Annotated in this window: 21 protein-coding genes; 17 read left to right on the top strand and 4 right to left on the bottom strand. The window is 47.8% G+C overall.

The features are described from left to right. Positions 1-74 precede the first annotated feature (74 nt). From EXU85_RS17975 to EXU85_RS17920, 12 genes are all read left to right on the top strand, one after another. Entirely contained in the window at positions 75-665 is a 591-nt protein-coding gene (locus EXU85_RS17975; protein WP_142773409.1) for a DinB family protein, read from the top strand. Beyond that, the gene (locus tag EXU85_RS17970; protein ID WP_142773408.1) at positions 665-2,995 is read left to right on the top strand and encodes a glycoside hydrolase family 65 protein; all 2,331 of its coding nucleotides are present in this window, start codon (positions 665-667) and stop codon (positions 2,993-2,995) included. Before EXU85_RS17975 ends, EXU85_RS17970 begins: the two co-directional genes overlap by 1 nt. A gap of 38 nt (positions 2,996-3,033) precedes the next feature. Beyond that, complete coding sequence (locus tag EXU85_RS17965; protein ID WP_142773407.1) at positions 3,034-3,447, top strand: Uma2 family endonuclease; 414 nt, start codon at positions 3,034-3,036, stop codon at positions 3,445-3,447. 122 nt (positions 3,448-3,569) lie between these two features. Continuing rightward, positions 3,570-4,211, top strand: a complete 642-nt coding sequence (locus tag EXU85_RS17960) for a hypothetical protein (RefSeq protein ID WP_142773406.1) — start codon at positions 3,570-3,572, stop codon at positions 4,209-4,211. Positions 4,212-4,323: 112 nt separating this feature from the next. Continuing rightward, a complete protein-coding gene (locus EXU85_RS17955; protein ID WP_142773405.1) occupies positions 4,324-6,282 on the top strand; it encodes a tetratricopeptide repeat protein in 1,959 nt (652 codons plus the stop codon). A 37-nt stretch (positions 6,283-6,319) separates the two neighbouring features. After that, entirely contained in the window at positions 6,320-6,955 is a 636-nt protein-coding gene (locus EXU85_RS17950) for a response regulator transcription factor (protein ID WP_142773404.1), read from the top strand. A 198-nt stretch (positions 6,956-7,153) separates the two neighbouring features. Continuing rightward, positions 7,154-7,603: a hypothetical protein gene (locus tag EXU85_RS17945; RefSeq protein ID WP_142773403.1), complete on the top strand. Its 450-nt coding sequence runs from the start codon at positions 7,154-7,156 to the stop codon at positions 7,601-7,603. Between the two features lie 7 nt (positions 7,604-7,610). Further along, the gene (locus EXU85_RS17940) at positions 7,611-8,150 is read left to right on the top strand and encodes a hypothetical protein (RefSeq protein ID WP_142773402.1); all 540 of its coding nucleotides are present in this window, start codon (positions 7,611-7,613) and stop codon (positions 8,148-8,150) included. A 181-nt stretch (positions 8,151-8,331) separates the two neighbouring features. Next, on the top strand, positions 8,332-8,688 hold the full coding sequence (locus EXU85_RS17935) for a hypothetical protein (RefSeq protein WP_142773401.1): 357 nt from the start codon (positions 8,332-8,334) through the stop codon (positions 8,686-8,688). Between the two features lie 31 nt (positions 8,689-8,719). After that, the gene (locus EXU85_RS17930) at positions 8,720-9,784 is read left to right on the top strand and encodes a hypothetical protein (RefSeq protein WP_142773400.1); all 1,065 of its coding nucleotides are present in this window, start codon (positions 8,720-8,722) and stop codon (positions 9,782-9,784) included. After that, positions 9,741-12,197 carry a hypothetical protein gene (locus EXU85_RS17925; RefSeq protein ID WP_142773399.1) on the top strand — a complete coding sequence of 819 codons (2,457 nt, stop codon included), beginning with the start codon at positions 9,741-9,743 and terminating at the stop codon, positions 12,195-12,197. The genes EXU85_RS17930 and EXU85_RS17925 overlap by 44 nt, the downstream gene beginning before the upstream one ends. A 49-nt stretch (positions 12,198-12,246) precedes the next feature. Continuing rightward, positions 12,247-12,891, top strand: coding sequence for a class I SAM-dependent methyltransferase (locus EXU85_RS17920; RefSeq protein ID WP_142773398.1), 645 nt, complete (start codon positions 12,247-12,249; stop codon positions 12,889-12,891). A gap of 46 nt (positions 12,892-12,937) precedes the next feature. On the opposite strand, the gene EXU85_RS17915 is transcribed toward EXU85_RS17920, so the two are convergent. The 4 genes from EXU85_RS17915 to EXU85_RS17900 all read right to left on the bottom strand — a co-directional run bounded on the left by EXU85_RS17915 (position 12,938) and on the right by EXU85_RS17900 (position 16,537). After that, complete coding sequence (locus tag EXU85_RS17915) at positions 12,938-14,092, bottom strand: P1 family peptidase (protein WP_142773397.1); 1,155 nt, start codon at positions 14,090-14,092, stop codon at positions 12,938-12,940. Continuing rightward, positions 14,092-14,832 carry a hypothetical protein gene (locus EXU85_RS17910; protein WP_142773396.1) on the bottom strand — a complete coding sequence of 247 codons (741 nt, stop codon included), beginning with the start codon at positions 14,830-14,832 and terminating at the stop codon, positions 14,092-14,094. Before EXU85_RS17910 ends, EXU85_RS17915 begins: the two co-directional genes overlap by 1 nt. 26 nt (positions 14,833-14,858) lie before the next feature. After that, entirely contained in the window at positions 14,859-15,971 is a 1,113-nt protein-coding gene (locus EXU85_RS17905) for an AMP-binding protein (protein WP_142773395.1), read from the bottom strand. A gap of 98 nt (positions 15,972-16,069) precedes the next feature. Then, the gene (locus EXU85_RS17900) at positions 16,070-16,537 is read right to left on the bottom strand and encodes a ubiquinol-cytochrome c reductase iron-sulfur subunit (protein WP_168207815.1); all 468 of its coding nucleotides are present in this window, start codon (positions 16,535-16,537) and stop codon (positions 16,070-16,072) included. A 119-nt stretch (positions 16,538-16,656) separates the two neighbouring features. Between EXU85_RS17900 and EXU85_RS17895 the strand changes: the two genes are divergently transcribed. From EXU85_RS17895 to EXU85_RS17875, 5 genes are all read left to right on the top strand, one after another. Next, the gene (locus EXU85_RS17895) at positions 16,657-17,127 is read left to right on the top strand and encodes a DUF2452 domain-containing protein (RefSeq protein WP_142773393.1); all 471 of its coding nucleotides are present in this window, start codon (positions 16,657-16,659) and stop codon (positions 17,125-17,127) included. Between the two features lie 77 nt (positions 17,128-17,204). Beyond that, positions 17,205-18,029 (top strand): 1,4-dihydroxy-2-naphthoyl-CoA synthase, encoded by an 825-nt coding sequence (menB, locus tag EXU85_RS17890; protein WP_142773392.1) that lies wholly within the window; start codon positions 17,205-17,207, stop codon positions 18,027-18,029. Positions 18,030-18,195: 166 nt separating this feature from the next. Beyond that, the gene (bla, locus tag EXU85_RS17885; protein WP_142773391.1) at positions 18,196-19,107 is read left to right on the top strand and encodes a class A beta-lactamase, subclass A2; all 912 of its coding nucleotides are present in this window, start codon (positions 18,196-18,198) and stop codon (positions 19,105-19,107) included. A gap of 79 nt (positions 19,108-19,186) precedes the next feature. Beyond that, a complete protein-coding gene (locus EXU85_RS17880; RefSeq protein WP_142773390.1) occupies positions 19,187-20,263 on the top strand; it encodes an endonuclease/exonuclease/phosphatase family protein in 1,077 nt (358 codons plus the stop codon). Positions 20,264-20,452: 189 nt separating this feature from the next. Further along, positions 20,453-21,769 carry an aminotransferase class V-fold PLP-dependent enzyme gene (locus EXU85_RS17875; protein ID WP_142773389.1) on the top strand — a complete coding sequence of 439 codons (1,317 nt, stop codon included), beginning with the start codon at positions 20,453-20,455 and terminating at the stop codon, positions 21,767-21,769. The last annotated feature ends 16 nt before the right edge of the window (positions 21,770-21,785 follow it).

Below are 21,785 nucleotides of genomic sequence, written 5' to 3'. Positions count from 1 at the left end.
CGAAGTTTAAGACAAATTAGTGCTTTGCGCTCTTTGCGATAACCTTTGCGTTCTTTGCGGTTAAATCCTAAACCATGCAAAAACTCACCACTGCCCAGGAACTCCAAACGCGCCTTTCGGCTGTTTTAGCAACGGTCGAAACCGAGTTTTCACCGCTCACGGATGCTCAATTGCGCTGGAAACCCGCACCTGACAGCTGGAGTATTCTGGAATGCCTGCAGCACCTGAACCTGGCTGAACGATTCTATATCCGAAACATTCAGCATAAGGTGGATAAGCTCGGTTTACTACAGGCTAATCCAGCCGATCAGGTACTTAACAGCGATTGGATTGGTAAAGCAATGCTGTATGCTGTTGATCCTCAGGTGAAAATGAAAATTCCTGCGCCGGGAATGGTTCGTCCACGGCCAGCCGCCGACCTGGTGCCTACGGAGGTTATGAGCCAGTTTGTTGAGCTACAAACCTTACTTCGAACTCTACTGGATAAAGCTGTTTACCTGGACTGGAATCAGGATAAGGTAATGACCCTGTTTGGTAACTGGCTCAAAATCCGACTGGGTGATGCCTTTCTGATGCTGGTGGCCCATACCGAACGACACATGAAGCAGGCCATGCGCGTAAAAGCGGAAATGGCTACTTTTGCGACTACGACTAATAACCTGTGATGAAACACTACATTACTCAAGATCCCTGGAACATTGTTGAAGAAGGGTTTTACCGTGACTTTAATGAGATTACCGAAAGCCTCATGTCTATTGGCAATGGCCGATTAGGGCAGCGGGGAAATTTCGAGGAGAAATTTACCGGCAAAACCCTACAGGGGAATTATGTGGCCGGCGTTTATTATCCCGACAAAACCCGCGTGGGCTGGTGGAAAAACGGCTACCCCGAATACTTCGCTAAAGTGTTGAATGCTGCTAACTGGATTGGTATCGACATTGATATCGAGTACGAATCTCTGGATCTGAATCAATGCGAAGTCCGTGATTTTCGGCGTGTGCTGAACATGCAGGAGGGGTATCTTGAACGATCCTTTGTAGCTGTTCTCAAAAGCGGTAAAGAACTTCAGATCAATGCCAAACGGTTCTGCTCCATTGTTGATGATGAGTCGGGGGCAATCCGTTATGCCATCAAACCGCTGAATTTCGACGCTAAAATCACTATTACGCCCTACATTGATGGCGATATTCGTAACCGGGACGCCAACTACGACGAAACGTTCTGGGATGAAGTGCGTAAGGAAACAGCTTATGGCGAAGCCTATATTGAACTTCGTACCCGTAAAACGGGCTTCCACGTGGCTACCGGTATGTGTGTGGAAATTGAGCAGGATGGCGTGAAGGTAGATTTTCAGTCGCAGCCGATCAAGTACGAAAAGTACGTCGCCAACCGCATGACCCTCGATTGTCGAAAGGGGCAGGAAACAGTTATTTACAAATACGCGGTCAACCTATCGTCGCTTAATTACGATTCGGATACCATCATCAAAGATGCCCATCAATATATCCAGCGGATTACGCGGAAGGGATTCGAGAAAATGCTGTTTGAGCAAAAGCAGGCCTGGGCGGATAAGTGGAAAACCAACGACATTATCATCGACGGGGATGTGGCGGCCCAACAGGGTATCCGGTTCAATATCTTCCAGTTGAATCAAACCTATACCGGCGAAGACGAGCGATTGAACATTGGTCCCAAAGGCTTTACGGGCGAGAAATATGGTGGCTCGACCTACTGGGATACAGAAGCCTACTGCCTGCCCTTCTACCTGTCAACTGCCGACCAGAAAGTGGCCAAAAACCTGCTGGTTTATCGGTACAAACAACTCGGTAAAGCCATCGAAAATGCACAAAAACTAGGCTTCCGAGCGGGTGCTGCGCTTTACCCGATGGTGACGATGAACGGCGAAGAGTGCCATAACGAATGGGAAATTACCTTCGAGGAAATTCACCGAAATGGGGCCATAGCCTACGCCATTTACGATTACGTTCGTTACACGGGTGATGAGCAGTATCTGGTTGAATACGGTCTGGAAGTACTCATTGCCATCAGCCGTTTCTGGAGTCAGCGTGTCAACTGGTCGAAAGCAAAAGAGCAGTATGTTATGCTGGGCGTAACTGGCCCCAACGAGTACGAAAACAACGTTAACAACAACTGGTACACCAATTACCTGGCCGCCTGGACCCTTCGCTACACGGTAGAGGCTGTTGGCAAAGTAAAAGCTCTTGACTGGGATAAATATGCTGAACTGATCGATCGGATTCACTTTCGCGAAGAGAGGGAATTGGCTACCGCTAAGCAGATTATTGAAAGAATGTACCTGCCTCAGGATGAGAAGTTGGGGGTTTTCCTTCAGCAGGAAGGGTTTCTGGATAAAGACCTGATGCCTGTTTCGGACATCCCGAAAGGTCAGCGGCCTATTAACCAGAACTGGTCATGGGATCGGATTTTGCGGTCATGTTTTATCAAACAGGCCGATGTATTGCAGGGACTCTATTTCTTTGAAGATGAGTTCGATACCGATACACTCCGGCGAAATTTTGAATTCTACGAACCCATGACAGTGCATGAGTCATCGTTGTCGCCCTGCGTTCATTCCATTCAGGCGTCGAAGCTGGGGATGAAAGAAAAGGCTTACGAAATGTACCTCCGCACCGCCCGGCTTGACCTCGACGATTACAACAACGACACCGAAGATGGCTGCCACATTACGTCGATGGCTGGTACCTGGTTGGCAGTTGTGAAAGGATTTGGGGGGCTACGTATTGAACATGAAAAGGTTGTTTTGGATCCTTACTGTCCTGATAACTGGCAGTCGCTTTCGTTCAAGATTCGGTTCCGGGGGGCCTTATTGCAGGTGACAACCACTCAGCAGAATGTAACGGTTCAAAATTCTTCAGCACAACCCATCACCATCAAGTTGAATGGTAAAGAGGTAACTGTGGCAGGAGAGGGGAAGAAAACGGTGGAGATAAAAGTCAGTAATCTGAAAGTATAGCCAATTTTTGTACCTTAACGTCATAAACGGGAAAGGACATGAACGATAATATTGTTTACATGGGCGTTAACGCACCCCGAATTCACCAGGCCATAATTGCCCAACTCGTTACAGGATTAATGAATCTGTATCGTAATCGGCAGACACAGCTTTTTGCCTACCCTGAAGCAATGATAGATCAGAGCCAAACAAGCCCTGTTCCAGATCTATTGTTAGCCAATCCTGAAACTGAATTGACCGAGGTATTGATTGAGGTGACCCATACTCAGGGTGTTAAGAAGGATACGCAGAAGCTAAAAGAGTTGATGACAACCTATGATGTACCTGAAGGATTTGTCTATGATTATAAACTGAATATCTGGCATCGGTATGAACTGGATGGTCCCGATTCTGGCGAAGAATCATCCTTTTGTCAGGCAGTTGGTCATTCGCTTAATGAGTTTTTGTTTTAACGGGTAGTTTAATTACCGATACCTAACTAGTCTCGTTGCTAAACCGGCGAGACTATTTTTATGGAAGAAAGTGTACTAGTTTTAGCGAATCATCTCCATCCTAGTTTTAGCCATCTTCCCGTATGAAATCCAGCTTGTTGTTATTCCTGATTCCTGCTTTGTTTGCGATGAAAGCGGCTCCTGCTTCTGAAACGGCCGTAGCTCCACTTACCAACGGGTGTAAAACGATTACAGGTAAACCCAAACCCTACCCCTGCGAGTTTGACCTCCTGACGCTTTGGTTTATAGGCAAAAATGGGGAGGTGCTGGGGAAGATTACACAAACAGAAAAGTCCATTAAATTACCGCAAAGCAAGGCGTTAAGCAGTTCAGTAAATACGTCAGGAGGAACACTGTTTTATAATGTATCGGTCGATTTTCGCCGGATACACAAACCTTCCTTTATAACATCTACCTACACATTAAGTAAAGCAAGCATCACGGATCCTATTTCGCCGGGCGAGACAACGGAGATTGATAAACTTATTAAGGTATCGCCAAATTTACCTCCCGCCACCATTCGCCCGAACCGAGTGATGTTTAAACTCGCTTTGAATTATGGCACGAGCGCGAATGACCCAAATCCGGTTTTAATTGCCCCAATCCAGTTACTTCAACTTGAAAACCCAACTGCGTTTACTCAACTTCCTAAAGATATTAATCATTACCGTGACCGGGCAGAAGCCTGGATTACCTTTATCGCTTCCGTAGACTTTAAGAAGTAAGCCATTTATTTGATGGTAACGCCGTCTTTTAGATACTGCATTATATCCTTCATAAATTGCCAATAACATACGAACTGATTCATAGTTTGGTTAGAAAAGCCAAACTTGACTGATGATTAAATCGCTGCTGGTTTTTATCGTCGTGCTGTCGGTGTGCACTCTCCCGACGTTTAGCCAGTTGGTGCCCAGCCCCACGGATACCAGCTACGTGATGGAGTTGCTGAAAAAAGGGGAAGTTATTGAGACGAATCAGAGTAAAGTGGCACTCACTAATTATCAGAAAGCCTACGAATTCTCAAAGAAAATAAACTACACAAAGGGCTATTTCGAAAGTGTTCGACTAATGGCTTATTTGCTGAACAACCTCGGTCGGCACGACGAAGCCCGGAAAATTGCGCAGGATGCGTTACAGAAGGCAAAGCAGGATACCTCGAAACGGAACCTGGGACTAAGCTATTTTGCATTGGCCAATACCGCTTTGTTTTCGGGTCAGCTGAGCGAAGCTATCCCCAATTATCAGCAGGCCGCTCACTATATGCGGCTAATAGGCAAGCTGAAAAACGTAGCGGTTATCAATCAAAATCTGGGCTACATCTATGAACAGCAAAAAATGTATTCCCAGGCGTTAGACCAGTATAAACGGGCGCTGTCGTTCGATATTAACGATAAAAAAGATCGACGGTCTATTGCCATCGACTATTTCAGCATGGCAAACCTACTGAGCAAACAGAATAAACTAAAGGAATCGCAGGCATATTATCTGAAGGCAAAGCAGTGGATCGAGCAGACGAATGACCTTGATTTTATGATCAATCTGTACAATAATATAGGCTATCAATACAGTGCGGAGGCACGCTATGACTCGGCCTTGTATTATCAGGGCGAAGCACTCCGAATGAGTCGGCAGTTAGGTAACCCGCGCCACGAATTGCATATGCTGATGTCGCTGGCACAAACGCACAACCGAATGAAGCAGTTTGCTCAGGCTAAAACGCTGCTGGATAAATCGAATCAGATTGCTACAAAAAACGAAGTTGGTTTAGCCGAATTTAGAAATATTTACCGGGAGTATGCGGTTGCGAACGAGGGGCTTCACCAGTATAAAGCAACGGCCGAGTGGCTCGATAAATACATTGGAACCAACGATTCCCTGAATAATCAGGAAACGAAAGAACTCCTTCAAAACTATGAACTACAACTCAAACAAGCCGAGGGTCGACAGAAACTGGCTGAAAAACAACGCCAGATTGATCAGCTGGAGTTGGCCCGTCAGCAACAGAACTTCTGGCTGTTGCTGGCAGGTTTGCTGATTATTAGTATTGTTGGTGGGGGTATTTTTGGATATCTCTACTACCAGCAGCGTCAACGATCCGCCGAAAATGCCTTACTGGCTGCTGAGCGTGAACGCGAGTTGGCATTGGTACAATCTGAATTACAGGGCCAGCAGAAAGAACGACTCCGTATCTCAAAAGAAATGCACGACGATCTGGGGGCATCACTCACAGCTATTGGATTGCTAAGTGAGGTGGTGAAAACCCGCATGGGGCCTAATACAACGCCCGAAGTGGAAAAGATCTCGAGTATTTCGGCTGATATGGTCACAACGATGAACGAGATCATCTGGTCGCTTAATACCAAAAATGATAGCCTGAATGGGCTGATCGCGTACACCCGTGCCTACGCTAGTGAATTTATCGAAAATACCGATCTCATGTTACAAACTGAGGTGGAAGAGTCGCCCAGTGAAATTACGATGCGGGGTATCGACCGTCGAAATGTATTTCTGACCGTAAAGGAAGCCCTGAATAATGTAGTCAAACACGCACAGGCGAGCCGGGTTATCCTCCGAATGCAACCAGACGATAAACAGCTGTTGATCGAAGTATGTGACAACGGACGGGGTTTTACCCCCAACGCGAAATCGAATTTGCGGAATGGGTTAAGTAATATGCAGAATCGAATGGCTGAATCGGGTGGGCGTTGCGAAATTGTGCCTTCAGAAACGGGCACCTGCGTGAAAATCTGTTACCCGTACCCAATTGTCCCAGCAGAGAAAATACTACAAACGTAGTATAGCATAGAACTAAAAAATCGCTCAATATTGCCGGATGAAAACCTCCATTACGGTTGCCATCGTTGAAGATAAAGAGCCCATCCGACAGTCGCTGGCCATTCTGGTCGATGGGGCGGATGGTTTCTCGTGCCAGGCCACCTTCGAAACGGCTGAAGCGGCCCTTGAGTATTTGCCAGGCCATTGCGTGGATGTGGTGCTAATGGACATCGACTTGCCCGGCATGAACGGTATCGATTGTGTACGGCATTTAAAGACCCGTTGCCCTGATACACAATTCATGATGTGTACCATGTACGACGAAGACGAAACTGTGTTTGAAGCCCTTAAAGCAGGTGCCAATTCCTATATTCTGAAGCGTAGCCCACCCCATAAGCTCCTCGAAGCCATCACAGAACTCCACGAAGGGGGAGCACCTATGAGCAGCACCATAGCCCGTAAAATAGCCGGTTCGTTTCATGTCAACACCTCCACGCCCAGCGAGCTCGATGTACTGACTCCCCGTGAGCGGGAAATCCTGGACCGATTAGCAAAAGGTCATAGCCACAAAGAAGTAGCAAATGAACTGTTTGTGAGCCCTACTACGGTTCGTAAACACATCTTTAATATCTACGAGAAACTCCAGGTCCACTCCAAAGTTGAGGCTGTCAATAAGTATCTGGGGAGAAAATAAATAGCGATTTAAAGAAAGAATGAATGAGTGAAAGAGCGAAAAATAGTTTATTTCAGCTTTCCGCTCTTTCACTCATTCATTCTTTCTCTCTTTAAAACTCAGAAAATCATACAAATGTGGTATTGTAGGCCCTTAGATGAGCCGATAGTTTTGCCTCGGTGATTGACGGTAATCGCTGAAGTAAAACAATCAAATGCCATGAAAAAGCTCATTCTTTTCCTCTGTATCCTTTTGGCGTTCAGCGCCTGTAAAAAAGGTGAAAACGACATTGCGCCGAAAAAACCAGCCGATGCGGTGGCGGGCACCTATACATTGACATCGTTCCGCTATGCATCTGGCTCTGATGCCATTAACCTTCCCAAAATGCCGTATACGCAAAGCGGACAAACCATTTCGGGTACGGTACAACTAACCTCAACTTCGGAGGAGACTGTCTCGCTAACACTCACGCTAAAGATTACGGGCCAGCAAAACTCAACTATAGATATTGATAATATCGAGGTCCGGAAAACCAGTGAAGCCTACGGCCTATACCTGGATGGGGAACTCGTGGCCGATGCGGATGGCAATAACATCATCTTCAATGTATCGGAAACCGATGCCCAAACGGGCGAATCGCTGGAACTGAAGTTTAACGCTACTAAATAAGCCAGCCATGAAAACATACACACGCATTTTCGTTAGTCTGCTGCTGGTTTTTAGTAGCACGCAAATCAAGGTTCAGGCGCAGGGACGCAACCAGATTTTATTTATAGGAACACCGATGGCTGTTGGTGTAGGCCGTTATAATGCAACTGGCTTTACAACAGGTCTCGACATTCGCTACCAGCAACCGTTAGGCGCCAACTTCACTATCACGGGCAAAACGGGTATGGAGTTCTTTCTGGTAAAGGGACGCTACAGAGACGATTTTCGCTACTATTATGGATCGGCCTCTGGTATCTCGATTCCTATAACGGTTGGTCCCCGTTTTTATATCATCGATGGCCTGCATGCTGGTTTGAACCTGGGGGTCGATATTGGCGTAAGCCGGATTGCGGCTACCGCCTTCCGGTTCGAACCAGCTTTTGGTTATGCTATTCGCTTGCCAAATCAGAACTACGTTGATATAGGAACCAGTTTCGTTACCAGTTTTGGCGAAGGTAGTGGAGCCTTCTCCTTCAATTTCGCGTATGGATTGAATCTGGGTCGATGAGGTACCAGTATACAAGAGCTTATGCCCCGAATGATGGTGAATCATTCGGGCTTTTTTTATAGTGGCCTTTGTTCGTCGGTTGGGGCCAATTATTTACGCGCATCCGCCAGTTACTAACTAGTTCTGGTTGATGGATACCCATCGGGTTACTTTTGCTCCATCAAAATAAGCTGGATTCATCATGGGCGAGTTTTATTCTCCTGATCATCAATACATGGTTAGCATTTGCAGTACGGAAATTCGCATGAGCCATTGGATTGATCAGCCCTATCTTGTTCGGGTTAGCGATAACAAGACTTTATTTGAACTGGAGCATCTCTGGTCTGGGTCGGGAATTCAATGGGTGAATGACTCAACGGTTACCATGTACCTGCGGCTATATCCTGGTTTACTAGCCTGTGATCTAACATTGGATGTAGCACTAAATCAGGGCCAGGTTAGTGGGGAGGCTGGTAGTTTTACTGGTACGATACCAGAAGTAGAAACATGGATAAATAGCCTTGAAAACCCGTCGGAACTGTACCGGTATAAGGGGTAAACGGCTATTTTGCCCGCGTAAATTGTGTCGGATGGGAAAACTAAATGACGTGCGTTTGTATGTAGTTGTCTTTATACTGCTATGCCTGAATAACATCGCCTGTAAATCATCGAGCAGCCATACGGATGACTTGGAGAAACAAATCACCTCTGCCTTCTACCATTGGAAAGTCGCTTATAATCCAACCCGTTCAGAAGTAAGAGAACTTAAACGGTTGACTGTCAATAAGCTGTATGTTCACTTCTTCGATGTAGACTGGGATGCCCGCACTCGCCAGCCTGTACCTAAAGCCTTTGTTCAATTTCAGCAAAAGCCCGTTGGCACCATCGTGCCGGTCGTGTTTATTACGAACCGAACCCTGATGAATGTGTCGCCAAACGGACTTCCTGAACTGGCAACCCATATTACCCAGGCCATAAAAAGGATCAGCCAGAAAAGTGGATTGGCTTTCAGTGAAGTACAGGTTGACTGTGACTGGAGTACAAGCACCCGCGACCGATACTTTCGGTTATTGACGCTACTTAAAAACCGGCTCAACTGCCCACTATCGGCAACGATTCGGCTGCACCAGATTAAATACACCGACCAGACCGGTATTCCACCCGTTACACGTGGTATGCTGATGCTCTATAATGTGGATGACTGGAAACGGGCCGACACGCGTAACTCTATTTACGATCCAGACGTAGCAAACCAATACCTGTCGTTTGTATCAACATACCCTTTGCCGCTCGATTTGGTGATGCCACTTTTTCGCTGGACGATCGTGTATCGCAACAATCGTTTCCTGATCTTTTTAACTAACCTTGATCGGCAAACGCTGGCAAAAAGTCACTTTCTGGCTCCCCAGTCGGATAGTACCCGATTTGTTGCCACCCGCGATACATCGGCATTTGGTATTGCTATTCGTCGGGGTGATTTGTTCCGGTCCGAAGCGGTTCCGTCCGATCGGCTACTTCAGGAAAAAGCCCGTTTACTCAATCAGATTTCCAACCAACGGCTTACATTTGCTTTATACCACCTAGACTCTACCATTCTATCTTCGTATCCGCGTGAAACGCTTCAAACCCTCCTTCAGTCTCCGAAACTTCCGTAGACCAGCCCTTTTAGTGGCTATCTTACTTGGCTTTGCCTGTGGCCCCTCGTTCGATCTGAACGAGTTTATGAGCTTTTTTATGCCTGAATCGGCAACAAGTCAACCAGAGGATAGTCGCTATTTTTTTACCCCGCAGTTCTACAATGATCCCGAAATCGCGGAGCAGTATAGCGATAGCATTATAGTGGATGAAAACATAACGGCATGGGCAAGTTACGTGAGAAATAGCCTGTCTGAAACGCAAATCTATAAGGCATTGTACCGCGAAGAGCCTGAGGCCGTCAGTGCACTAAAGGCGAAGTTGGAACGTACCAATTCCCCTGCGGTAGCGTACCTGGATTTCGCCTGGGCTGCTGATGATGGTCAGGGAAATCCCTGGGAGCCAAATCCAACTCAGGCTGATAGCACGAAACTGCCTGAACTGCTTGAGGATGCCAGAACGGGTTATCGGACAACGACAGATGCTTTTTTGAAGGAGCGATACGCCTTTCAAGCCGTCAAACTAGCCTGCGAAATCGAAGCGTATAAGCAGGCGCAGCAACTGTATGATCAGTTGGTTAAACCGCTATCTAAACATACGTTTATGAGTGATTGGGCCTTATGCCGTCGGGCGGGGGCTACGCTGGCACTGGGCGATACCGCACAAGCCATCTATGAATTTGCGCAGGTATTCGACCGGTGCCCATCGCGCCGGAAAGCGGCTGAAACCAGCTTGCGTAAGTATGGCATCCGCTTTCGGGAGGAGGCACAGCAATTCGCAAAAACGGATAACGAACGGGCGGCCGTTTACGCCCTCTGTGCCATTCAACCGGGCCAGGATGCGCTGGAGTTTCTGAAGGAAATGGTGCGACTAACTCCGAAAAGTCCACTAATTGAGCTGGTCATGGCCCGGGAGATCAACCGGAATGAGTATTACTTTTTTATAACCGATGAGCAGTACGTAAGAAACAGTCTGAGCGAGAATCCGGATTCGGTGCGGTTCATCAATCGAAAGAATGAGTCGGCTTCCTACTTTGATAAACTGCGGTCGTTTGCACTAGAGTCGGCGGAGAATCAAGCGCTTGGTAATGCTTCATTTTGGTACACCGCGGCCGCGTATCTGGATTACATCGGGAAAGACTATAAAGCCGCGCAATCGCACCTGGATGAAGCTGTACTAGTGCCATCGACCAATGCCAATCTAAAAAAACAGATCACCGTGCAGCGAATGTTACTGCTGGCTGCACAAACGGAAACGATTACACCGGAGACTGAAAATCAACTGATTGGGTATCTGGAAGAATTTGATACGACGGGCAACTTCCGATTGAATAATGCCTTTGTGTCTGTTTGTAAGCAGTTTGCAACTACCTACCGGAACAAGACCGAGCCGAAAAGCGGCTGGTTAACTGGATGTAGTCGCTCCAAAACAGAGCCGGTTGATGGGCCAAGTGAGGCCAAAGCCTATTTGCTGACAATGCTTACCACACAGGCAGGAAGTGATAGCTATTTCGCCAGCACAACAGATCCAAATACGATTGAAGATACGGTTTCGGCTGCTACTGTAGAACAGACAATTGCCTTTGCCAGCCAGCCTAAAACTGATTTTGACAAACGATTGCTGAACTTATCAGGCCTGACCAGGGATTACCTGAGCCTGTTGTTAGGGCGTCGGTTGATGATGGAGCACCAGTATGCAAAAGCGGCCGATGCATTTGCAAACGTGGACCCGAAAACCTGGGCGAATGAGGCCTTCTCGATGTACTTTCAGCAGAATCCATTTGCCATTAAAATGCCTCAGGTAAAAACGGCCGATGGGAGTGTGAACTTTCCGGCTGAAGCAAAAGAAAACCCGTATACACCTGTTCAGTTTGCTAAGCGTATGGCTGAACTGGAACAGCAAGCCAAAGCGGCTTCGGGCGATAAAGCCGCTGACTTGTATTACCAGTTAGGCTGTGGAGCCTGGAACCTGAGCTGGTATGGTAATGCGTGGTTGCTGGTAAAATCGTACTGGAGTGCAGGCGAACCCCCGGTTTACGACCTTCCATCCAATCCAGTTGCGAAACAAAAACGCATCGATCAGCTTATGAATACGGATTACTATACAACAGCACACGCCAAAGGGTATTTTGAGCAGTCTGTGAAAGCAGGTAAAACCCCCGCCATTACCGACCGATCTGCCTACATGGCTGCCCGTTGCGAAGCACATTCATTTTCCTTACAACGTTCCATCGAGCAGATGCGCAATGGGTATGTGTACGAAGAGGATTCTACGTTTGTGAAGACTATGCTGGCATTGCGTAAGGCTAAATTTGCCAGCGCGTATACTAACTTCTTTAAAAACCACAGGCGTACAGCCTTTCACAAAGAAATGATTCGGGAGTGTGCGATGTACAAAGATTTCCTGTCATTTGGGGAGCGGGCTGATCAATAGAAGTTAACACGGAACTGCATACAGCTCTGTCTCTCAACCTTTTTTAACTATGGGCACTGGCGCAGGAGGAAATTTTAATTGGATTGCTCCGGTATACGATGCCCTTGCTTTCATTGTCTTCGGTCATAAACTACAACAGGCGCAGGCCGTATTCCTGAATCGTATCCCGACGGGTGCTTCGGTATTGATCGTTGGTGGAGGAACGGGCTGGTTGTTGGAACAGGTATTACGTCGCTGCCAATCTAAACGAATCGTTTACCTCGAAACATCGACACAGATGGTTGCTCGTGCCAGTCGGCGCATGGTTCAGAAAGCGCTGGTTGGGTCAGTTGAGTTTCGGGTAGGGGATGAGTCAAGCCTCAAGCCAGACGAACGTTTTGATGTCATCCTGACGCCCTTTGTGCTGGATCTGTTTTCTGCGCAAACATTACAGACTACTATTATTCCTCAACTTCGTACCGTCTTGAAATCCGGTGGGTTATGGCTCGCCACTGATTTTGTAAAGCCTCCATCCAACTGGCAGAAAGCCTTGTTATGGGTGATGATTCGCTTTTTTCGGCTCACAGCAGGTATCCAGGCTCAGCACCTGGCCGATTGGCAAAAACTTCTTTCGGAAGCAGGCTTACGCTGTGAAAAGCGACAGACCGAAGTAGGCGGGATGGTTTCGGCGGAGGTTTGGGGGCAGGTCGACTAAATGTCGTGGTGTTGGGCTGGGTAGCCGGTGCCCAAAGCCACAACATTTAATCGACCTTTTGCAGTCGATTGTATTTCTTCAAAACGCTCTGCATTCGGTCGTGGGGGAGAGCATACACTTTATGATTATTGATGCCCTCCATTGTTTCTGCTGCAACGAGGGCATTGATGATGGCTTCTTCTGTGGCTTCTACGGTTGCCTTAAACACCGGGTCCAGACTTGACTTATCAACGGATTGGTAGGTTGTTAATTTGGTTGTGGAGTCCTGTTCGGCTTGCCTGGTCGAAAAGGCCATAAAAATGTCGCCCGAGCTGTTGGTACCATACGTACCCGTGCGGGCAATCCCCATGGTAACGCGTTTTGCGACTAAGTTCAATTGGGAAGACACAAGCGGCACATCCGTTCCTACGATAGCGATGATCGAGCCATCTTTCTCGTTGATAACGGGCATCAGATCCGAAATTTCCTTTCCAACAGGCATGCCTGCAACCAACAAATCGGGTCGGCGGCCGAAATTGGCCTGCACTAAAACACCAATGGTATAGGTTCGATTACCAATTGTAAAGGTTCGTGAAGCTGTACCGGTTCCACCTTTGAATGCATAGCAAACCATACCCGTACCTCCACCCACATTTCCTTCCTGAATCGCGCCGGAACCAGCACTTTCTAAAGCCGAAAATACGTGCTCCTTCTGTATGTGGAGGCCATTTATATCGTTTAACACACCATCCCAGGTTTCGCCGACAATGGGTAGTCCAAAGGAAAAATCAAGCGGATTTTTGGTCGAGAATTTCTGGTGGCACCAGGCACCAATGGCATCTCTGACAACACCAACACTGTTGGTATTCGTGATACCAATTGGGCCGTAACCCGTTCCGTAATCATGGATGTACGGAATGCCGGTCATTTCACCGTCGCCATTGAAAATGAAATAACCCGCCGGGTAGCTTTTATCAGTTTTACCAACGGGCATCACCACCGTTACGCCGGTTCGGATGGGACCGCTTCCCAGAACCCATTTGCCTGACCCTTCAATTCTGGTTTTGTATCCAACCAGCACACCTGGTACATCCGTAATGGCATTAAATTTTCCCGGCGTCCCATTGAATGGAATGCCTAAATCACGGGCTCTGGGTTTACTGGCAGTCTGCGCCAGTACAGTTGTAGCCGCAAAAAGTAGGAGAGTAAGCAGATAGTTCATCAAAGTCCCCGGAACATCTTCACCAGGTTCTTAAGGCCACTTATGTCGTACCATTCTTCCGTACCCAGATTGAGCCATTGGCCTTCCTGTTTCGGGCGTTTGAGCAGGGCATCATCAGGGTCGTAGTCGTTGTTATAAACCTGCCCCATAACGTGTTGCAACGTTGACCACGGAAGCATTTTGGTCTGTTCGCGTCGGTTTTCTACCGTCGTTATTTTAACGGTTCGGTCGGCAAAGGAAGCGGTTAGCCTAATTTCCTGCTCACCCGGCTGACCTCCGATACTCAGATATACTAAGTCAAATGGCCGTTCCCGCCCAACGGCTTCATAAGTCGCCTGGATGAGTTCCTGCATTAAATACTGCCAATCATCGGCTTTGGCTGGCTTTCCCTGAGATTTGGTTCCGTTATCCGTCTCAAGCGTTATGTCCCAGAAATCATCGTCTTCGTCCAGTTCGTCTTCGTTAATTGGTTGCAGACGCGTTTTACGGACCAGATTAGCGATGGCCTCCCACCAGGTTTTGGGTAGCTGACCTGACCATACATAATCGTCATCACGCGTGAACCCTTCCGCAATTAATTCATCGTCGTCGATATCATCACGATCGGGATAGGTGATGTCGATATTGACCTGAATAGCGTTACCAGCAACTTTATCAAGGTTCAGGGTATAAAAATACGCATAAGGTGCAGGTAAGGACCGGGCGGTCTGAAAGCGAATCTGAAGACTTTTGAAAGACATAAAACGTCGGTTAACAGGTCGCAAAGTTAGCGTATTTGTGCAACTGTCGCTTTTTGATCAACCTTACCGGTGGGTGTTTCTGAAAAGTGAGCCACTGCAATGAGTTCTTTTGGTACAGCATAGGGGCCTAATTTTTTCCGAACGGCTTCCTGCAGAAGCACCCAGGTATCGCTATCCAGGTTATAATTACCCTGCTCCCTGCCCCCTGCTCCCCGCTCATAAACGACCGCCACCCGTTGCCCCAGCCGTTCGTCTGGCAAACCCGTTACAAAAAGGCGTCTATTCGTGCTTTCGCTACCTAAGTCTAATTTAGCTAGCTGATTCATGATCACGTGTTCTACCTGTTCGGGCTGTATTTTTACTCCGCCACTATTAATAACCCGGTCGGCCCGACCTACTAGTCGAAAATGTGTGGGATCAATTAAATCAACAACATCGTTTGTCTGAATCCGCTCCCCGTTCGTAGCTGCTGAGGTGATGTGCAGACACCCGCGCTCATCAGTGCCGAGTTCGACTCCTTTGAGGGCCGTAAACAAGTCACTGGCATTGGGGCCATTGAGTCGTCGGAGAGCGATGTGGGAGACGGTTTCGGTCATGCCATAGGTGGCATACACAGGAGCGGTTATTAGGTGTAGCGCTTTTTCCAGAGATGGGCTCGTGGCTGCTCCCCCCACCAAAATGGCCTTCATGCCGTTCAGTATAGCTAGTTTGGTTAACCAATCTGGCGAACTGCTAGATGCTAAAATAGCCTGAAGTTGCAGGGGTACGAAGGCTGTAAACGCAAACCGTTCTGTAGAAAAATCAAGCAGTGGATTGCTGGTTGGTTCAATAATGGTCATGGGTAAGCCCAATTCCAGCCCACGAACAAGCATCATGACACCCGCTACATAATGAATGTTCAGGCAGACAAGGGCGGCATCACCCGCTTGTAAACCAAGTGTTTGCCCGGTCAGATACGCACTCGCCTGCATTTGCACCCGCGTGAGCCGAATTGGTTTAGGCGTTCCGGTCGAGCCAGAGGTATGAAGCGTAAATTCGGTCTGACCACTCAACCAGGCTCGACAAAATTCCAGAGCCTCCGCTTCATACGGTGTTTGCGGTAAAGGCCACGAGTCAGAATGGGTGGGGGGGAGGAACATGATGAAATGGGAAATGGATAATGTAAAATGAACAATGGATAATGAGTGATAGTCCTCAACCTTATCCATTGTTCATTTTACATTATCCATTATAAAATTCAATTATGCACCCGCACGGTACCCGCTGTAAGATTTGGCTCGGTCGTATACTTAGTTAGGGGGAGCGTGGCGGGACCAACAACTACTTTGCCAGACGTGTCGAAACGGGAGAGATGAAGCGGACAGTAAAACATGTTATCCGCTGATTTATAGACGAGTTGGGTTCCCTCGTGGGTACAGTCGGCTGAGACGGCTACAAACTGGCCATCTTTCGTCTGAGCCACAATAACCCCATTCGCGATCACGTATCCGCCTTTTACCAGCAGGTTTTCGTTTGCTTTATCATCCAATCGAAGGGTAAAATCGACTTTCTGGCTTGGATCAGGAGTGGGGTCCGCATTGCCTTGTCCAGAACAACCGGCCATACAGCGCGTTAGCAGAATGGCGCCAATGCTGGTGCCGACTAGCCGCAGAAACTCCTGCCGATGCATTGTTGACTGATCCATTGTAGGAAGGGTAGTTTCCATAACGGTTTTCGCGTACTTTTGTGGCATTGTGCCGTTTTACGGTGTAAAGATGCGTTATTTTTTGTCATTCAACGACAGCGAACAAACACGTTTGCAGGGCGGTTACCCAATTAACAACTATGGAAGAAGCGAAAGTTATCATCAATCCGATTTCGCCGGATAAAGTTGCCGAAGCACCGGGCCTGCTGGCCTATGCACACACAGCCGGTAGTGCTGTTATTCGCCCCGAAGACAAGGGTAAGATTACAGGACGGGCGGTGGCGGCCATGCGCGAACAAACGGACATGCAGCTTAGTCAGCTGTACAAGCAAATGCAGTTGCTGGCCGAACAGGCTACGGCCATTCGGAACCGGGTCGAAATCTCGGAGCGGATTTACTCGGCTCAAATGAATTTTGAGCCTGTGGTTGGCCATACCTATCATTTTTATCAGCGAAAAAACGGCACCGATCTGCTCTCAATGATCGGCCCAAACGAATGGGGCCGTAAGTTCCCGTTTGAACGCTGCCTCGCCACCGTCCGCATGATGGCCGATCATACCTGGGATGTACAGTATCACGAAACCAATTATGAAAAAATGGATAATGAGTAATGCATAATGTACAATGAGTCTATCTAAGCATTCATTATCCATTATTCATTACTAATTATCCATTATCTATAAGTCATATGCAAAGCAATTACCCCTGGGAAACCATTAAAGAATATGAGGAAATTCTGTTTAGCTATTACGACGGAATTGCTAAGATCAGTATCAATCGTCCTCACAAACGAAACGCCTTTACTCCGCTGACGGTTAAGGAAATGTCGGAAGCGATGGAGTTAGCTCGCCAGGACGAACGGGTTGGTGTCGTTATCCTTACCGGCGAAGGTGGTGAAGCGTTCTGCTCCGGTGGCGATCAGTCCATCCGTGGGCATGGTGGCTACATAGGCGAAGACAAAGTACCACGCCTGAATGTGCTGGATCTACAAATGCAAATCCGGCGTATTCCGAAGCCTGTTATCGCTATGGTGGCGGGTTATGCCATTGGTGGGGGGCACGTTCTGCATGTCGTTTGTGACCTGAGCATTGCCGCCGATAACGCCCGGTTCGGGCAAACTGGGCCTAAAGTGGGTTCGTTCGATGGCGGTTTTGGCGCTTCGTATCTGGCACGGGTGGTGGGTCAGAAAAAAGCCCGCGAAATCTGGTTCCTGTGCGATCAGTATGATGCACAGGAAGCGCTGGACATGGGCTTGGTCAACAAGGTTGTTCCTCTCGATCAACTGGAAGAAACAACAATTGCCTGGTGCCATAAAATTCTGGAAAAAAGCCCGATTGCACTTCGGATGCTCAAAGCCTCGTTCAATGCTGAATTAGATGGTCAGGCGGGTATTCAGCAGTTGGCGGGTGATGCCACACTGCTCTATTACCTGTCCGAAGAAGCGAAAGAAGGAAAAGATGCCTTTCTGGAAAAACGAAAGCCAGACTTCAGTAAGTTTCCGAAGTTTCCGTAATGGGAGGTTAAGTACCCGGATTTTTTTAGATTATGAACCAAAAGCGACTCTGAAAGTTGCTTTTGGTTTTTCTGGCGAGAATTATTACCCTCGCCAGAAAAACCAATGTAGCCACCTGACTAACTACAGTTGCTTGTACTAATTTCACGGGCAATCAACCAGTTTCATGACAAAATTCACGTTGCTTGCACTTGCTCTTTTCGTTACTATAAACTTATCGGGCCAGTCAACGTCTAACCCGTTACCGAAGCGGAGGTCGATCAACAGCCTTCGTAATCAACTTGAGCAGATTGCCCGAACAGCTCAGGGGCGGGTAGGGGTGACCGCCACCGTTCTCGAAACAAGCGAAACGGTAACCCTGAATGGCGACCAGCAATTCCCGATGCAAAGCGTCTACAAAATGCCGATTGGTATGGCTGTATTACAGCAGGTCGATCAGACGAAATTGACGTTGGAGCAAGTTGTCCATGTGACGCCGAGCGAATATGTATCAGAACGGCAACATAGCCCACTCCGGGACAAATATCCAACTGGTGCGGATGTCAGCGTTGCCGAGTTATTACGTTATGCTGTATCAGAGAGCGATGGGTCGGCTAGTGATGTGTTGTTGCGTGTACTTGGTGGACCGAAAGTGGTTATGAACTACTTACATACATTGGGTATCAATGGAATCATCGTTGCCAATACCGAAAAGGAAATTGGTAGCGATAACGCGGTTCAATACCGTAACTGGGCCAAACCCAACGAAGCTGTTATCTTGCTGCGTGCTGTGCAGGAAGGTAAGGGGCTTTCTGCTTCCAGTCGTACGCTATTACTGCGCTTATTGACGGAAACAGAAACGGGCCTTCACCGGCTGAAAGGGTTGTTGCCAGCAGGAACCATAGTCGCGCACAAAACCGGTACATCCTGGACCATAGATGGACTAACGGCCGCCACCAACGACGTGGGGTTGATAACCTTACCCAATGGGCATCATACCGCGATTGCTGTGTTTGTTTCGGACTCTAAAGCGGATCAGACTACGCGAGAAGGTGTAATTGCTAAGGTTGCGCAAGCTGTATGGAATTATTGGAAGTGAGCAGTAAGGAGAGTACAGTTGATTAAACTTCGCCATGCACTTTTAAGTTAGGTTCCCAACTACTCTTAGTGCGATCACTATGCTCACCCTTGATTCTCTTCTGCTTGGTTACTCTCTTTTTATACTAACGGCTTCATTTATAAACTTAATCAGGCTCGATTACTGGTGGATTCGAATGTGGGATTTTCCGCATTTACAACTTACTGTACTGGCTGCACTTGGCCTTCTTGCGTGGCTTTTAGTGGGTCATCATCGGGATGGTTATCTGATCATTGTGCCCATAGGGCTTCTGGCGACGCTCTTTTATCAGGGCTGGTTAATTTATCCGTTTACCCCTCTCCATCCAAAGCAGGTTCTCTCTTTATCCAGTCGAAAGAACCATGAGGAATTGGAAAACAGTACTATACGGCTGCTAACGGCAAACGTGTTTATGGAAAATACCAAGATGCCGGAAGTATTGGCATTAGCCAACAAATACAAACCTGATGTACTTTTTGTGCTGGAAGCCAACCAGAAATGGCAGGATGAACTAGCTCCTTTACAGGAGACCCATCCGTACCAAATACTGTATCCTTTAGAGAATACCTATGGGCTTCTACTATACTCTCGTTTTCCAATTCGGCACCATGAACTCCGTTTTTTAATTCAGGACGATATTCCGTCTGTTTATGCTCAGCTTGAATTACCCTCAGGCCAGTTAATCCACTTTTATGGGGTTCATCCGATGCCTCCCAGCCCCACAGAGCACTACCGATCTACCGAACGGGATGCCGAACTCTTGCTGGTTGGTAAAGAAGCGCGAACAAAGTCTGGGCCCGTCATTGTAGCCGGCGATTTAAATGATGTAGCCTGGTCGCACACCACCCGTCTGTTTCAACGAATTAGTGGATTATTAGATCCTCGTGTTGGGCGAGGCCTGTTCAATACTTTTCATGCAGGCTATTTCTTTCTTCGCTGGCCCCTGGATCACGTATTTGTTTCGGGGCACTTTCAACTACGGGCGATCCGACGGTTGCCCAATTGTGGGTCGGATCATTTTCCAATGTTTATTTCATTAGCATACGTAGCTAAATCTGTGGAAGCAGAAGTCGAGATTCCCAAGCCCGATGAAGAGGATCTGGAAGAAGCTCACGAAAAAATAGCGGAAGCGAGCTGAAGAGAATGAAGCGTAAAAATTCTGGCCTGGTTGTTATTCTTAGTTGAAATCTCCCCCAACATCTATATAATCATTGGCTATTATAGCTTATTGGAGAATTTTATGCCAAATAAGCGCTTTCTGGGGCTATTTTGGGTAAAAATGTGTAGGTTTACTGTGCCTCGTTCATCTCCAGATATATACCTCGTCATGTCTACTCGCAGGACCTTCTTCCGCCAAACGGCAGCCGTAGCAACCGGTGCCCTCACACTGCCACAGTTTTTGCCTGAAACCTTTGCCAGCCCTATTTCTACCGCCGATTCCGGGCTAAAATCAGCGGCCCAATGGGCGCAGGATGAAGACTTCTGGTCGTGGGTAAAATCGGAATATACGGTATCGCCGACGTTACTTAACCTTAACAACGGGGGCGTTTGTCCGCAGCCCAAAGTGGTGCAGGATGCGCATATCCGGTTTTACCAGTATTGTAACGAAGCGCCATCGTACTACATGTGGCGGATTCTGGATCAGGGTCGCGAATCCCTGCGCGAAAAACTGGCTGACTTAGGCGGTTGCTCACCGGAAGAGATCGCCATTAATCGAAACGCTACTGAAGGACTAAATACGGTTATTTTCGGACTAAATCTGAAAGCGGGTGATGAGGTAGTGTTGACCAAACAGGATTATCCCAACATGCTTAACGCCTGGAAACAGCGCGAAAAACGGGATGGCATCAAGCTCGTGTTTCTGGATTTAGAACTGCCCAGCGAGGACGATAAATACCTGACAGAACAATATGTCAAGGCATTTACACCCCGAACGAAAGTGGTGCATATTACCCACATGATCAACTGGATCGGGCAGGTAATGCCCGTCCGGAAAATAGCCGATGAAGCCCACAAGCGCGGCATTGAAGTAATTGCCGATGGTGCCCATTCATTTGCCCTTTTCGATTTCAAAATACCCGACCTGGGTGCCGATTACTATGCTACCAGCCTGCACAAATGGCTATGTGCGCCCTTCGGCAGCGGCATGCTGTACATCAAGCAAAACAAGATTCGCAACGTGTGGGCGTTATTGTCGAACAACGAACCCGACGGTCCCGACATTCGGAAGTTTGAGAGTTTAGGTACACGCTCGTTTGCGTCTGAAATGGCCATTGGTACAGCCGTTGATTTTCACAATAGCATTGGTTCTGCCCGTAAGTTTGCCCGCGCACATTACCTTAAAAATTACTGGATGGAGCGGGTTAAGGACTTACCCGGTGTTAAAATCCACACCTCGCTCAAACCTGAATTTGCGGGTGCCGTTGGCCTGTTTTCCATCGACGGGATGAAAACCAGCGAGGTGGATGGGCAGCTGTTGAATAAGTACAAAATCCACACAACCGGCATTGACTGGGAAAATATTCATGGCGTACGGGTAACCCCCCACGTGTATCATTCTCCAAAAGACCTCGACCGACTGGTAACGGCTATCACCCAGATGTCGGAGAAGCAGGCATTGGCCGGTAAGCAGAAGAAGAGCTAATTTAACGTTTAGTGTA

Source organism: Spirosoma sp. KCTC 42546 (assembly GCF_006965485.1).
Taxonomy (GTDB): domain Bacteria; phylum Bacteroidota; class Bacteroidia; order Cytophagales; family Spirosomataceae; genus Spirosoma.
This window is presented reverse-complemented; position numbering and strand designations above follow the sequence as displayed.